Origin of the sequence: Photobacterium alginatilyticum (assembly GCF_009910675.1) — a bacterium.
Lineage (GTDB): Bacteria > Pseudomonadota > Gammaproteobacteria > Enterobacterales > Vibrionaceae > Photobacterium > Photobacterium alginatilyticum.
Window position 1 is genome coordinate 13,825 of sequence record NZ_RSEJ01000027.1, and the last position, 13,414, is coordinate 27,238.

15 protein-coding genes are annotated in these 13,414 nt (G+C 52.4%); 7 read left to right on the forward strand and 8 right to left on the reverse strand.

The genetic code is table 11. The annotated features are described in order from the left end of the window. The first annotated feature begins 24 nt into the window (after positions 1 to 24). Both nudC and hemE read left to right on the forward strand, forming a co-directional pair. The gene (gene nudC, locus EIZ48_RS21555; protein WP_160656154.1) at positions 25 to 792 is read left to right on the forward strand and encodes an NAD(+) diphosphatase; all 768 of its coding nucleotides are present in this window, start codon (positions 25 to 27) and stop codon (positions 790 to 792) included. Between the two features lie 229 nt (positions 793 to 1,021). After that, a complete protein-coding gene (gene hemE, locus EIZ48_RS21560; RefSeq protein WP_160656156.1) occupies positions 1,022 to 2,089 on the forward strand; it encodes a uroporphyrinogen decarboxylase in 1,068 nt (355 codons plus the stop codon). A gap of 236 nt (positions 2,090 to 2,325) precedes the next feature. Here hemE and EIZ48_RS21565 read toward each other — a convergent pair whose 3' ends face one another. Further along, positions 2,326 to 2,922, reverse strand: a complete 597-nt coding sequence (locus EIZ48_RS21565; protein ID WP_160656158.1) for a uracil-DNA glycosylase family protein — start codon at positions 2,920 to 2,922, stop codon at positions 2,326 to 2,328. Between the two features lie 18 nt (positions 2,923 to 2,940). Next, positions 2,941 to 3,852: a D-2-hydroxyacid dehydrogenase gene (locus EIZ48_RS21570; RefSeq protein WP_160656160.1), complete on the reverse strand. Its 912-nt coding sequence runs from the start codon at positions 3,850 to 3,852 to the stop codon at positions 2,941 to 2,943. 137 nt (positions 3,853 to 3,989) lie between these two features. Between EIZ48_RS21570 and EIZ48_RS21575 the strand changes: the two genes are divergently transcribed. After that, a complete protein-coding gene (locus EIZ48_RS21575; protein WP_160656162.1) occupies positions 3,990 to 4,577 on the forward strand; it encodes a YjaG family protein in 588 nt (195 codons plus the stop codon). Between the two features lie 151 nt (positions 4,578 to 4,728). Here the strand turns inward: EIZ48_RS21575 and EIZ48_RS21580 are convergent, their stop codons facing one another. Further along, positions 4,729 to 5,784 carry a CNNM domain-containing protein gene (locus EIZ48_RS21580; protein WP_160656165.1) on the reverse strand — a complete coding sequence of 352 codons (1,056 nt, stop codon included), beginning with the start codon at positions 5,782 to 5,784 and terminating at the stop codon, positions 4,729 to 4,731. A gap of 227 nt (positions 5,785 to 6,011) precedes the next feature. Here EIZ48_RS21580 and hupA point away from each other — a divergent pair, with 227 nt between their 5' ends. Together hupA and EIZ48_RS21590 are read left to right on the forward strand one after the other, a co-directional pair. Next, positions 6,012 to 6,284, forward strand: coding sequence for a nucleoid-associated protein HU-alpha (gene hupA / locus EIZ48_RS21585; protein ID WP_039458747.1), 273 nt, complete (start codon positions 6,012 to 6,014; stop codon positions 6,282 to 6,284). A gap of 41 nt (positions 6,285 to 6,325) precedes the next feature. Then, positions 6,326 to 7,024, forward strand: coding sequence for a DUF1481 domain-containing protein (locus EIZ48_RS21590; protein ID WP_160656168.1), 699 nt, complete (start codon positions 6,326 to 6,328; stop codon positions 7,022 to 7,024). Positions 7,025 to 7,114: 90 nt separating this feature from the next. On the opposite strand, the gene purD is transcribed toward EIZ48_RS21590, so the two are convergent. Then, positions 7,115 to 8,404 carry a phosphoribosylamine--glycine ligase gene (gene purD, locus EIZ48_RS21595; RefSeq protein WP_160656171.1) on the reverse strand — a complete coding sequence of 430 codons (1,290 nt, stop codon included), beginning with the start codon at positions 8,402 to 8,404 and terminating at the stop codon, positions 7,115 to 7,117. A 212-nt stretch (positions 8,405 to 8,616) separates the two neighbouring features. Next, entirely contained in the window at positions 8,617 to 10,224 is a 1,608-nt protein-coding gene (gene purH, locus EIZ48_RS21600; protein ID WP_160656174.1) for a bifunctional phosphoribosylaminoimidazolecarboxamide formyltransferase/IMP cyclohydrolase, read from the reverse strand. Between the two features lie 234 nt (positions 10,225 to 10,458). Here purH and zntR point away from each other — a divergent pair, with 234 nt between their 5' ends. Continuing rightward, positions 10,459 to 10,926, forward strand: coding sequence for a Zn(2+)-responsive transcriptional regulator (gene zntR, locus EIZ48_RS21605; protein ID WP_160656177.1), 468 nt, complete (start codon positions 10,459 to 10,461; stop codon positions 10,924 to 10,926). Positions 10,927 to 11,006: 80 nt separating this feature from the next. Beyond that, positions 11,007 to 11,288 (forward strand): pyrimidine/purine nucleoside phosphorylase, encoded by a 282-nt coding sequence (gene ppnP / locus EIZ48_RS21610; protein ID WP_160656180.1) that lies wholly within the window; start codon positions 11,007 to 11,009, stop codon positions 11,286 to 11,288. 60 nt (positions 11,289 to 11,348) lie between these two features. Here the strand turns inward: ppnP and EIZ48_RS21615 are convergent, their stop codons facing one another. From EIZ48_RS21615 to dusB, 3 genes are all read right to left on the reverse strand, one after another. Beyond that, complete coding sequence (locus EIZ48_RS21615; protein WP_160656183.1) at positions 11,349 to 11,858, reverse strand: fasciclin domain-containing protein; 510 nt, start codon at positions 11,856 to 11,858, stop codon at positions 11,349 to 11,351. A 151-nt stretch (positions 11,859 to 12,009) separates the two neighbouring features. Next, complete coding sequence (gene fis / locus EIZ48_RS21620) at positions 12,010 to 12,306, reverse strand: DNA-binding transcriptional regulator Fis (RefSeq protein ID WP_005372656.1); 297 nt, start codon at positions 12,304 to 12,306, stop codon at positions 12,010 to 12,012. A gap of 22 nt (positions 12,307 to 12,328) precedes the next feature. Next, positions 12,329 to 13,294, reverse strand: a complete 966-nt coding sequence (dusB, locus tag EIZ48_RS21625; protein ID WP_075768221.1) for a tRNA dihydrouridine synthase DusB — start codon at positions 13,292 to 13,294, stop codon at positions 12,329 to 12,331. Between the last annotated feature and the right edge of the window lie 120 nt (positions 13,295 to 13,414).

Genomic DNA, 13,414 nt, shown 5'->3' on the forward strand with positions numbered 1-13,414 from the left:
CCTGCAAGGATGGATGTGACATTGATGTTAAAAAAACAAGAATTAGCGTATTGGTGTATAGTTAAAAATCGTAAGTTATATTTGATTAATCATACACTTCCCCTGATGACTCCTGCCCAGGTAGGGGGAAATAGCGAACAGGCGCGCCATATTGGCGAGTATCACAAAAAGCCGGTTTATTGGCTGGAAGCTACTGAAAATTATAAAGAAGAGGATTTTTATTCTCAAAGGGAATTGTTGAACCACGACAATACTCTCTTCAATTTGGCAGGTAAAGCGACACAACTCTCTCACATGCTGCACACTCAGGCTTATTGTTCTGCCTGCGGTGCGCGTTGCGAGTTGGCATCAACGGAGTTGGCCATGGTGTGTCAGGGCTGTCAGGCGCATCATTATCCGCGCTTATCTCCCTGCGTGATCGTTGCGGTGCGTAACCGGGACAAAATCCTGCTGGCTCAGCATCCACGGCATAAGACCGGCATGTACACGGTGATTGCCGGGTTTGTCGAGGCCGGAGAAACGCTGGAGCAGTGTGTAGCCAGGGAGGTCGAAGAGGAAACAGGGATCACCGTCAAAAATATTCGTTACTTCGGCAGCCAGCCCTGGGCCTTTCCGTCAAACCTGATGATGGGCTTTCTGGCGGACTATGACAGCGGTGAGCTGAAGCCCGACTATGAAGAGCTGAGCGATGCTATCTGGGCGACGAGAGATCAACTGCCGGCACTGGCTCCGGAAGGAACGATTGCCAGGGCATTGATTAATCATTCTTTATCGTTGATGGCTGAACGGTAGGATAAAAAAACCCTCCTAAGTGGAGGGGTAAGGTGCAGTTATTTGCTCTCGACGAGCAAAGTCATTGTTATTATTGCTAGCGCGCAGATTTTGTACCATGGGAGCCCTGTGAGTCGCAAACCTAGTGAACAGATTGTTGCTGTAAACATGATCTGCTTAACAATTGGGCTCTTTTGTTGCTGTCATGGAGTGATACAATACGCCGCAGAATTAACCCATGGAGTCCAGAATGAGCGAATTAAAGAATGACCGCTACCTACGTGCGCTGTTGAAGCAACCGGTAGATTGCACACCGGTATGGATGATGCGTCAGGCAGGCCGCTATCTGCCAGAGTATCGTGCTACACGTAGTGTTGCTGGTGACTTCATGTCGCTATGTAAAAATGCCGAGCTGGCGAGTGAGGTAACCCTTCAGCCACTGCGCCGTTTTCCGCTGGATGCTGCAATTCTGTTCTCAGATATTCTGACTATCCCGGATGCGATGGGGCTGGGGCTGTACTTCGAAACGGGCGAAGGCCCTAAGTTCGAGCGTCCGATCACTTGCAAGGCCGATGTCGATAAAATTGGCTTACCGGATCCGGAAGGTGAGCTGCAGTACGTAATGAATGCCGTTCGTCAAATCCGTAAGGATCTTCAGGGCGAGGTGCCGCTCATTGGCTTCTCTGGCAGTCCGTGGACACTGGCCACCTATATGGTTGAAGGTGGAAGCTCTAAAGCCTTCACCAAGATCAAAAAGATGATGTATGCCGAGCCAGCGACACTGCACCTGTTGCTGGATAAGCTGGCTGACAGTGTTGTCGAGTATCTGAATGCCCAGATCAAAGCCGGTGCGCAGTCAGTGATGGTATTTGATACCTGGGGTGGTGTTCTGACGCCGCGCGACTACAACGAGTTCTCGCTGCGCTACATGCACAAGATCGTCGATGGCCTGATCCGTGAAAATGACGGCCGCCGTGTTCCTGTGACGCTGTTTACCAAGAACGGTGGCATGTGGCTGGAGCAGATCGCAGCAACGGGCTGTGATGCAGTAGGTCTAGACTGGACCATCAATATTGCTGATGCCAAACGTCGTGTCGGTGACAAAGTGGCCCTGCAGGGGAATATGGACCCGTCTGTCCTGTATGCTCAGCCAGAGCGCATCCGTCAGGAAGTGGCGACAATTCTGGAAGGCTATGGCGACGAGGGAACCGGTCACGTGTTTAACCTTGGCCACGGTATTCACCTGGATGTGCCGCCTGAAAATGCCGGTGTGTTTGTGGAAGCGGTACACGAGCTGTCCAAGCCATACCATAAATAATGCAGGTGCGAGTTCCTAGTGGCGAGTTTCTAGGAACAGCGTGAAGAAAAAACTAAGGGCCCATGCAGTTAACTGTGTGGGCTTTTCTTATTGGATCCTAGGAAAAGCAGGCCCTAGGTTCTGGGAAGAGCAATAGCCTGATGAACTGTTGAGGCTCGGTGACCTTGCTTGCCAGAACTTGCTTTTTCTCGCCACTCGCCACTCGCCACTCGGCTCTCTCTCCTCGATACTTGAATCTACCCCTTGGCAAGCCCGAGCTGCTGGTGGACGTAATCCCGGATGTACGGTACCACTTCTTCTTCAAACCATGGATTGCGCTTGAGCCACAGAGTATTGCGCGGGGAAGGGTGGGGCATCGGGATGAATTCCGGAGCCCACTGGCGCCATGCCTTTACCGTTTCGGTCAGTGTTTTGGGTTTGTCGGTCAGGTATCGCTGCTGGGCATATTGGCCGACCAATAACGTCATACCGACATTGGGTAGCAATGGCCAGACTTGCGGATGCCATTGCGGGGCACACTCAGGTCTTGGCGGGAGATCGCCAGACTTTCCTTTGCCCGGATAGCAGAGCCCCATCGGCATGATGGCGATTTGGGCCGGATCGTAAAAGGTGTCGCGGTCGAGCTCGAGCCATGCCCTTAGACGGTTGCCGCTCGGATCGTTCCACGGGATCCCGGTCTCATGGACGCGCGTTCCCGGCGCCTGGCCGACAATCATAAGCTTCGCTGTCGTGGCTGCCTGGATGACCGGACGTGGTCCGAGGGGAAGGTGATCCTTGCAGATCTCGCACTGGCGGATTTGATCCAGCAGGTTATCAAGTTGTTGAACTGCCATAACGGTTGCCTGTAGTGACTAGTAGCCACGTTTAAAGTCAACTTGGTACATCATCGGCTGATGTTGGATATACCGTCGATAGTTTGCCTCAAATATCTCGAACACCTGCTCAGGAAAGCTCTCTGCGGCAATGTGGGGAGTTATCGTAACGTTAGGGTGTCGCCAGAAAGCGTGGCTCTCGTCGAGCGGCTCCTGCTTGAATACATCAAGGTAGGCATGGGTTACACAGCCTTGCGCGATGGCGTTCAGCAATCCCTGCTCGCATACCGCATTACCTCGCCCTACGTTAAACAGTAGTGTACTTCTGCAATGGCTCAAGGTCTTGGCATTGAGGAGATTATTGGTGTCAGCCGTCGCGGGAAGGGTCGAGACGAGAATATCTGCCAGCGCCAGCCCTTCAGTCAGCCGGGAGAGTGGATAGACGTGATCGAAGCTTGTTTCTTGCGAGCGACCTGAACGATTGATACCGATAATTTCAAGACCAAGGGCCTTGGCAACCCGGGCCAGGTGTGAGCCGATAGATCCGGTGCCCAGAATGACCAGGGCTCTTTGGGTCAGTGAAGAATATGGAAGCGGCCGCCATTGGTGCCGGGATTGTTGCTGGCGGTACTGGCTGAGATGGCGGGTATGATCCAGGGAATATCCCATGACATACTCGGCAATCAGCTGGCCGAAGTGGCCCCGGATATTGGTTAGGGTGTAGTCCTGCCGGATGTCCGGCCGGGTCAGCGCATCAATGCCGGCAAAGGTAGACTGTAGCCATATCAGTGCCGGGTAATCGTCGAGCTTGTCGGCAATGCGGGGGGGATCGGCCAAAATGACAGTGGCGTGTGCAGGGTCTTCGGTTAATTCGAGATCCGGTAGCTGAGCCCGGGCGAGCAACTGTCGGTAAGCCTTTTCCTGCCGTGCCACAATCAATAACTTGTTCATTCCTTTATCCTTGTTTGCTGACAATATCTACCTATCGCTTTGCAGTGGGTGATATGCCTATATTGGTGTCGCTTGATGTTGAAGTGGTCAGGCTATACAAGTACACTTCGGGGCAAATCACAATCGCAGATTATCCCATGCTAAAGAATCCTGTTCAGCTTCGCCTAGAAAAATTAGAACCATGGCAACACATCACCTTTATGGTCTCCCTGTGTGAGCGCATGTACCCCAACTATGCACTGTTCTGCCAAGAAACTGAATTTGCCGATGAGCAGAAATATCGCTCAATTCTTGACAGTATCTGGGAAATTCTGACGGTCAAAACGGCGAAGATTAATTTTGAAAAGCAGCTGGAGAAGCTAGAAGAGCTGGTTCCTAGTGCCGATGAGCATGATCTTTACGCGGTTAATCCTGCAATTGATGCCTGTGTCGCGTTGGCAGATCTGCTTCATGCGATGTTGGATCGTGACTTGATGCTGGAAACCCTGACGAAGCTGAGTTCGCTGTCAGCGGAAACGGTGGCAGATTTGGAATTTGCCCAGAGCGGTATCGAGATCACCAACGAGAACCAGAAAGAGAATGAAGCGGTCTGCGCTGAGTGGGATATGCAGTGGGCGATCTTCCGTGCGCTGAAGGAAGCCGAGCGTCGCGACATTGAGTTGATTAAAGACTTGCGCCAAGAATTACGTGATGAGCCTGTCAGCAATATCGGCATTGAGCTGTAAGCAGAACGTCCATGATTAGAAAGAGGAGCCAGCAGGCTCCTTTTTTGTATTGCTTTAAAGTGCAGATAACCAAAAGGGGCCATCGGCCCCTTTTTCAACTTATGGTGTTTAGCCCTTGTGTTTGACGTTATGGGCTGATGGTTCAGCGCGATCACTCGTCATCTTTGCTTTCAATTACCCCGTGGGTCTTTTTCCAGGCCTCCCAGCGCTGGTACGCCAGCTGCTGCATGTCGGTGTTCTTGTCGGCCTCATCGACAATCTCCTCGCCGACGAGGTGCTCAAAAATATCTTCCATGGTCACAATGCCCTGTACGGTCCCGTATTCATCGACGACCAGAACCAGCTGCGAGCGCTCTTTCATTAGCTGCTCGAAGGCTTTTGGCACACTGGCGTTGTTCATGATCACCGGGATTGGGCGCATCAGGGTACCCAGCTCGCGATGGCCGCGGCCAGCCTGGCTTTCGGCAAACAGCTCAAGGCGATGAGCGAAGCCGATAATATTGTCTTTTTGCTCACTGAAGACCAGCGGACGGGAGAACGGGCTGTCCTTGTGCTCGGACAGGAATTCGTTGATCGGCTGTTCGGCATCGACCCTGAACAGCACCGGGCGCGGGGTCATGATCTTGGTCACGCTGACATCACGGAACTGGAGCAGGTTGGTCATGATCTTAGACTCGCCTTCCGCCAGCTCGCCCGATTCCTTGGCCAGCATCGCCATGGCAGACAGCTCATCACGCAGCTTGGGCGCTTCATGGCCGCGGGAAAGGCGACGGGTTATTTGCTCCGACACCCAGACAAACGGAGTCAGCGCCCATACCATCCAGCGGAGCATGCTGGCAGAGGCCGGTGCCAGCTGTCGCCAATAGGTTGCCCCGATGGTTTTTGGAATGATTTCTGAAAAAAGCAGGATACCGATAGTCAGAACGCCGGAAAACACGCCCAGCCACTGGCTGCCGAACACGACCGCTGCCTGGGCTCCGGCGGTTGCTGCCCCGATGGTGTGAGCAATGGTATTTAAGGTCAGGATCGAGGCGAGCGGGCGATCGATATTGTCTTTCAGGGCAGCAAGTCGAGGAGCTGCCGGGTGGTTCTGCTGGCGCAGAGTACCGATATAACTTGGCGAAATACTAAGGAGCACGGCTTCGAGCACCGAGCAAATAAACGAAACACCTATCGCAATTGCGATGTAAATCGTAAGGAGTAGCATGCTTACCTTGTCAGCTAATAAGGGAATTACGCCTATATTAATTGGTGCTCTAGGGAATAAATACAACTATTTCATTTTTCGGATTGGTAACATTTTGTGAACTTGCGCTCAGTTTATGGTTAAAGAGCCCGCACCTAACCACATGATAGCCGACAAACCTTTGCCACACGGGCTTCTTTTGAATTAGAGTTGATGCGTCTGAAGAAAAACCTTAGAAGGGAAACCTAATGAACAAGACCCAACTTATTGACCTGATCGCTGAAAAAGCAGATCTTTCTAAAGCTCAAGCGAAAGTAGCACTAGAGTCAACTCTAGACGGTATTACTGACGCGCTTAAGGAAGGTGACCAGGTTCAACTAATTGGCTTTGGTACATTTAAAGTAAACCACCGCGCAGCACGCACTGGCCGCAACCCGCAAACTGGTCAGGAAATCCAGATTGCAGCTGCGAACGTTCCTGCATTCGTAGCGGGTAAAGCACTGAAAGACTCAGTGAAATAATCTATACTCCGCCAGGTGATTCACCTGGCGGAGCTATTGTTATGAAACGTCTTCTTCCTTTTTTTCTTATCTCGCTCCTGGCTGGATGTGAAACTACCGCTGTTCCCGAAAATACCATCACCCCTATTCTGACCCATACTGGCGGCCAGATGATGGGCGATGCGACGTCACTGTACTGGTACACCTCGCAGCAAAACCGTCCGGTGAAGCTGGCCGAAGTGGTGACAGCCGGAGACTACGGCCAATACCAATCTGATTATCGCTGGCGTGACGGCAAGTTACGCGAGATCAAGCGTGAGGGAACTCGGTTGTACGAGAATGCCCTTAAGCCCTTTACCCTTCATGTTCGCTATGACACCCAGGGAAGCGCGGTCTTTCAGCGCTACTCCGTAGACGGGGCTGTGCTGCCATTGTCTGACTCTCAGCTCTACCAGCTAACCCAGCAGGCCAAGAATGCCATCCGTGTTGTCAGAGAGCAGCGCAAAGACGGTCTGTCGCTGATACAGGGGTACTGGCAGGGGAATCGTCTGACACGATGTGGAACGGACAAGCCGATGGCGATGAGCTTTGACCCGGCCTTGCCAGAGTTTACCGCCCGGCAGCTTAGCCAGCAGGGACAGAACCGCTTCATCGCGGTATCCGGCAAGGTGCGTCGCGAGAGTATCGAGGCAAGCCAACTGCTGATGCTGACTGGTGATGGCAAGCAATGTATCGCTCCTCCTGTCTTGCTCGGCAATTAAGCCCTGACTCTTGTTTGTTCTCCTACGGGAGGCGAAACAAAAAACGCGCTGAGTCAGCGCGTTTTTTATTTATGGGTATCGAAGGGGGCGTTATGCCTGTTGCTCGCGCTCTATCGCACGGTAACCGATGTCATTGCGATGAAACATACCATTCCAGCTTACCTGTTTGGTTAACGCATAGGCACGTTGCTGGGCTTCTGAGACCGTATTACCAAGGGCCGTGGCACAAAGCACTCGGCCGCCGTTGGTCACCAGCTCACCTTCTGGGTTATTCGCCGTGCCAGCATGGAATATTTTCTGACCGTCAGCTTGTTCTGCAGGCAGGGTGATCACGTCACCCTTGTCATAGTCAGCCGGGTAGCCACCGGCAGCCAGTACCACGCCGATTGAAGCGCGCGGGTCCCACTTAGATTCAGCCTGATCAAGCTTCTCCTCAATCGCCATGAGGCAAAGGTCGACCAGATCCGACTCCATACGCATCATGATTGGCTGGGTTTCCGGATCGCCGAAGCGACAGTTGTACTCGATGACCTTCGGGGTACCGTCAGCGGCAATCATCAGGCCGGCATAAAGGAAACCGGTATACGGGTGGCCTTCTGCATCCATACCACGTACCGTCGGATAGATAACCTCTTCCAGAATACGCTCATGAATCTCAGGCGTGACGACAGGGGCTGGTGAGTAGGCACCCATGCCCCCGGTATTCGGGCCTGTATCTTTATCACCCACACGCTTGTGATCCTGGCTGGTGGCCATTGGCAGCACGCTTGCTCCATCGACCATCACGATGAAGCTGGCTTCTTCGCCTTCCAGGAACTCTTCGATCACCACACGGCTGCCGGCTTCACCGAAGACGTTACCTGCCAGCATGTCTTTAATCGCGTCTTCCGCCTCTTCAAGGGTCATCGCGACAATGACGCCTTTACCCGCGGCTAAACCATCGGCTTTCACCACGATAGGCGCACCTTGCTCACGTACATAAGCCAGGGCAGGTTCGATGTCGGTGAAATTAGCGTATGAACCTGTTGGGATCTTATGGCGAGCCAGAAAGTCCTTGGTAAATGCTTTGGATCCTTCAAGCTGGGCGGCAGCCTGTGTCGGCCCGAAGATTGGCAGGCCGGCCTCGCGGAAAGCATCGACAACGCCGATGACCAGTGGTGCTTCAGGGCCAACGATGGTCAGCTCGATGGCTTTCTCCTTGGCAAATGCAACCAGGGCGGCAATATCCTCAACGCCGATGGCAACGTTTTCCAGCTTTGGCTCCAGTGCCGTACCGGCATTGCCCGGTGCCACATATACAGTGTCAACATTTGGATTTTGCGCTGCTTTCCAGCCTAGCGCGTGTTCGCGGCCGCCAGAACCAATAATCAATACATTCATAATTTTACCTTTGATAGCGTTGCCATATGACCAACTTCTGTGTCACGCATGCTCACTTATGTCCATAAGCTCCGCGTGCGTTCCTTGAATTAGGCCATCTGGCTTTGCTCTAAAATTAAAATTCTTTTTGATGAGTTACAGCAGCGATGCTGCAACATGACATGTTCTTTAAATCGAATAAGGCTCCGGGTTTCCCCAGAGCCTGTGTTTGATTAGTGGCGGAAGTGGCGCATGCCGGTAAAGATCATCGCCATGCCGTGCTCGTCGGCGGCGTCAATGACTTCCTGATCGCGCATCGAGCCGCCCGGTTGGATAACACACTTGATACCGGCTTCGGCGGCGGCATCAATACCGTCGCGGAACGGGAAGAAGGCATCGGATGCCATCACGCTGCCTGCCACTTCCAGGTTCTCGTCGGCGGCTTTGATACCGGCAATTTTCGCCGAATACACGCGGCTCATCTGGCCGGCACCGACGCCGATAGTCATATTGCCCTTGGCATAGACAATGGCGTTCGACTTAACGTACTTGGCAACCTTCCAGCAGAACAGGGCATCACGTAGCTCTTCGTCGCTTGGCTGGCGCTTGGAGACTACTTTCAGGTCGTCCTGGCTAACCATTCCCTGGTCACGGTCCTGAACCAGCAGGCCGCCGTTAACGCGCTTGACGTCAAAGCCTGTCGTCTTGGTTGACCATTCGCCACACTCTAGCAGGCGAACGTTTTTCTTCGCCGCAACAACGTCGATAGCAGCTTCAGATACCGACGGGGCGATGATCACTTCCACGAACTGGCGCTCGACAATCGCCTGTGCGGTTTCGGCATCCAGCTCATGGTTGAAGGCAATGATGCCGCCAAAGGCTGATGTCGGGTCCGTCTGGTAAGCACGGTTGTAGGCTTCAAGAATGTTGCCGCCCAGTGCGACGCCACAAGGGTTGGCGTGTTTGACGATGACACAGGCTGGCTGGTCGAATTCTTTCACACACTCAAGCGCAGCATCGGTATCAGCGATGTTGTTGTAGGACAGGGCTTTGCCCTGGATTTGGCGCGCTGTAGACACAGAGGCTTCTTCCGGGTTGGCTTCTACATAGAAAGCTGCGGCCTGGTGACTGTTCTCACCGTAGCGTATGTCCTGCTTCTTCTCGAACTGCTGATTGAAGGTACGTGGGAATTTACTTTTGTTTTCAGGAGAAGGTTCGTCACCTTCCTTGTTGTCGCCGTAAGACGGCACCATAGTACCGAAATAGTTGGCGATCATGCCGTCATAGGCGGCGGTGTGTTCAAAAGCGGCGATAGCTAAATCAAAGCGGGTAGCATGGGCCAAAGAGCCGCTGTTGGCTTCCAGTTCGGCCAGAACGCGGTCATAGTCATGGGCGTTTACCACTATCGTCACGTCTTTGTGGTTTTTCGCCGCCGAGCGAACCATCGTCGGACCGCCGATATCAATATTTTCAACCGCGTCTTCCAGCGTACAGCCAGCCTTGGCAACTGTCTGGGCAAATGGATACAGGTTCACCACCACCATATCGATCGGGTCGATACCGTGTTGAGCCATGATCTCATCGTCCTGGCCGCGGCGGCCCAATACGCCACCGTGTACTTTCGGGTGAAGTGTCTTGACCCGGCCGTCCATCATTTCCGGGAAGCCGGTATAATCTGATACTTCGGTGACCTTGATACCTTGCTTGGCAAGCAGGCGAGCTGTACCGCCAGTAGAAAGGATGTCAACACCACGGTTGGCAAGAGCTTGTGCGAACTCAACAATACCAGTTTTGTCAGATACGCTGATCAGCGCACGGCGAATAGGACGAGCGTTTTCCATTGCTACCATCTCTTTTATACACGGGGAATATTTGCCAAAATCCAACACAAGGATGGTGCTGGATTTTGGTAAATACCCTCATTAGAATCGAAGAGTGCCAGCTCTCGGGTAAGGGCTGTGATTTTTGTCGCTGGCGCATATATTACATGAAATCCGACGTTGCGCAAACGTTTGCGTGGTGTGTTTTACGATGTTTACCGCAGGTGTTGGTATTTATAGAGAAATGGGTTGGATATGTATTTGATAGGACAGCTGGCAAAGCTGTGTGACGTCAGTAGCGACACATTAAGGTTTTATGAGAAAAATGGCCTGCTCAAGCCTGCGGGCCGCAGCGACAGCGGATATCGCCTCTATAGCGAGGCTGATTTGTCACGGGTGAAGTTTATTATGCGCTCCAAGGCCATTGGCCTGAGCCTGGATGAAATTCGGGAATTGCTGGATATTCGGCTCGAAGCCTGCCAGCACAGCTGTGCCGAGGTCAAAGCTATTACCCAGGCGAAACTGGATGAAGTCGACAAGAAAATGGCGGAGCTTAAGCGCATTCGGTTAGCCCTGAAGAAAATCAATGATGCCTGCTGCGGCCATGTCGATGACAATGCCAGTCACTGTTCTATTCTGGAGGCGCTGGGAGATCATGATGACGAGCCGGACAAATCTGATCCAAGTATTCAGTGCTGCTCAGGGCGCTGCAAAGGGGAGTGACCTATCCGTTTGTCGTAGTTGGGAAAGCGGTCAAATTGTGATAGCTTCGAATTATCACGTCGTTTTTGATAGGGAATGTCATGTTAAATGTAAATGAATACTTTGATGGTCAGGTCAAGTCGATTGGCTTTGAAACCCAGGGCGATCACACCAGTGTCGGGGTCATGGTACCGGGCGAATATACTTTCGGGACGGCTGCGCCGGAGCGTATGACGGTTGTCAAAGGCGCGCTAACAGTGAAGCTGCCGGGGCATATCGAGTGGGAAACCTATAATGCCGGTGATGACTTCGAGGTGCCGGGTGATTCGTCCTTCCAGGTCAAAGTCACGGACACGACGGCCTACCTGTGCGACTACTTATAAGTTGTTATACCTGTTATTGAGATAAAAAAGCTTCGCCTCGGCGAAGCTTTTTTGATGGGGCTATTGTTTCGGGATTAGCACCGTGTCGATAATGTGGATAATGCCGTTGCTGGCCTCTATACCACCAGCAATAACCTTGGCCCCGTTGACTGTCACGCTATCCTCGCCATTCTCGATGGTCACCGTTCCCCCTTGCAGGGTCTTGGGGAGTTTCAGCATGCCGACTTCTTTGGAGGAAATGGCACCGGGCAGGACGTGATACTTGAGCAGGGCCTGAAGCTGTTCTTTGTTTTCAGGCTTGAGCAGCTCGGCCAGCGCTCCTTCCGGCAGCTTGTTGAAGGCATCGTCAGTCGGTGCCAGAACGGTAAACGGTCCTTTCCCTTCCAGCGTGCCGCTCAGGCCCGATGCCCGTATTGCCATCACCAGGGTTTGAAAGTCACTGTTGGTGGCAGCGACCTCGACCAGGTTGATCTTGGGTTTCTCGTGATGTGTGGCAACGGCCAAGCCTGATAGGGTGAGCAGGAATAAAGCACTCAGTGAGTAGGAAAGAAAGCGTTGTACTGTCTTCATTGGTTAACCCTCGTTGTTATTGCTTGGTTGTTATCAGAGCTTTATACGTACAAAGAGGGAGTATGGTTCAATGAGGGAGGCGTGTTGTCTTAAAAACAGAAAAGGCCTGACACGTGGTCAGGCCTTTGGCAGTTCAGGGTGTGAACCTAAATTAGTTCATGCCGTATTTTTTCAGCTTCTTGCGAAGTGTACCGCGGTTGATACCCATCATAGTAGCTGCGCGAGTCTGGTTACCGCGGGTGTACTGCATGATGGTGTCTAGTAGCGGCTGTTCAACTTCAGCAAGTACTAGCTCGTACAGATCATCGACTTCCTGACCGTTTAACTGAGCAAGGTAGTTTTTAAGCGACGCTTTGACAGAGTCACGTAGTGGCTTCTGTGTGATTTGGTCCTGTGAAGTTACAGTTGTCACTGTTAATGCTTCGGAAGTCAGATTTTGTTCGAACATATTCTGTAAGCTCTTCTAGTATTTATGCAACGTTTTCGAAGTAGCCTTGCAGCGCATCGAGTTGCTGTTGGGCATCTTCGATAGCGTTGAAGGTCCGGCGAAAATCACCAGCAGGGGCATGTTCCTTCAGGTACCAAGACACGTGTTTACGTGCGATGCGTAAGCCTAAATACTCCCCGTAGAAACGGTGAAGTTCCTGAACATGACCCAGCATAATGCCACCCACTTCATCCATGGACGGAGCAGGCAGGTGTTCGCCAGTTGTTAAGTAATGGTGGATTTCCTGGAAAATCCACGGCCGTCCCTGTGCAGGTCGGCCAATCATCAAAGCATCGGCACCGGTATAATCCAGTACGAAACGCGCCTTTTCCGGAGAGTCGATATCACCGTTAGCGATCACCGGGATAGACACTGCTTTTTTCGCTGCTTTGATGTAGTCGTATTCTGCCTCGCCTTTGTACATGCAAGCCTTGGTGCGGCCGTGAAGGGCCAGCGCCTGAATGCCACACTGCTCGGCAAGCTGTGCGATAGAGACACAGTTACGGTTATCAAGATCCCAGCCCGTACGCGTTTTCAGCGTCACAGGTACGTCAACGGCATCCACCACGGTCCGAAGAATCTCTTCGATCAGATCGGGATATTGCAGCAGTGCCGAACCGGCAAGCCGCTTGTTGACCTTTTTGGCCGGACAGCCCATGTTGATATCGATGATTTGCGCACCGTTCTCAACACTGAATTGTGCCGCTTCTGCCATTAGCTTCGGATCGGCACCGGCAATCTGAACCGAGCGGATGCCCGATTCGCCTTCGTGAACCATCCGGTTCTGGGACTTAGACGTTTTCCATAAATCTGGATTTGAAGACATCATCTCGCTTACAGCCATCCCTGCCCCGTAGCGCAGGCATAGTTCACGAAATGGCCGATCGGTCACACCCGCCATTGGCGCGACTATCAGCTGGTTTTTAAGTTGATAAGGACCGATCTTCAAACGTCTGTTCCTGACTGTGCCAGTAAGGGCGCGCATTTTACGCATTTTTTCCCTTTCTGAAAAGGCCAATAATTGAGCATTTAGTTTTTGATTTGCAAAACTGCATGTTTTTCAATCGAT

Bases quoted from the DNA above. Each gene is read 5' to 3' on its own strand.
- nudC (WP_160656154.1), top strand. From the start codon at position 25: ATGTTAAAAAAACAAGAATTAGCGTATTGGTGTATAGTTAAAAATCGT.
- hemE (WP_160656156.1), top strand. From the start codon at position 1,022: ATGAGCGAATTAAAGAATGACCGCTACCTACGTGCGCTGTTGAAGCAA.
- EIZ48_RS21565 (WP_160656158.1), bottom strand. From the start codon at position 2,922: ATGGCAGTTCAACAACTTGATAACCTGCTGGATCAAATCCGCCAGTGC.
- EIZ48_RS21570 (WP_160656160.1), bottom strand. From the start codon at position 3,852: ATGAACAAGTTATTGATTGTGGCACGGCAGGAAAAGGCTTACCGACAG.
- EIZ48_RS21575 (WP_160656162.1), top strand. From the start codon at position 3,990: ATGCTAAAGAATCCTGTTCAGCTTCGCCTAGAAAAATTAGAACCATGG.
- EIZ48_RS21580 (WP_160656165.1), bottom strand. From the start codon at position 5,784: ATGCTACTCCTTACGATTTACATCGCAATTGCGATAGGTGTTTCGTTT.
- hupA (WP_039458747.1), top strand. From the start codon at position 6,012: ATGAACAAGACCCAACTTATTGACCTGATCGCTGAAAAAGCAGATCTT.
- EIZ48_RS21590 (WP_160656168.1), top strand. From the start codon at position 6,326: ATGAAACGTCTTCTTCCTTTTTTTCTTATCTCGCTCCTGGCTGGATGT.
- purD (WP_160656171.1), bottom strand. From the start codon at position 8,404: ATGAATGTATTGATTATTGGTTCTGGCGGCCGCGAACACGCGCTAGGC.
- purH (WP_160656174.1), bottom strand. From the start codon at position 10,224: ATGGAAAACGCTCGTCCTATTCGCCGTGCGCTGATCAGCGTATCTGAC.
- zntR (WP_160656177.1), top strand. From the start codon at position 10,459: ATGTATTTGATAGGACAGCTGGCAAAGCTGTGTGACGTCAGTAGCGAC.
- ppnP (WP_160656180.1), top strand. From the start codon at position 11,007: ATGTTAAATGTAAATGAATACTTTGATGGTCAGGTCAAGTCGATTGGC.
- EIZ48_RS21615 (WP_160656183.1), bottom strand. From the start codon at position 11,858: ATGAAGACAGTACAACGCTTTCTTTCCTACTCACTGAGTGCTTTATTC.
- fis (WP_005372656.1), bottom strand. From the start codon at position 12,306: ATGTTCGAACAAAATCTGACTTCCGAAGCATTAACAGTGACAACTGTA.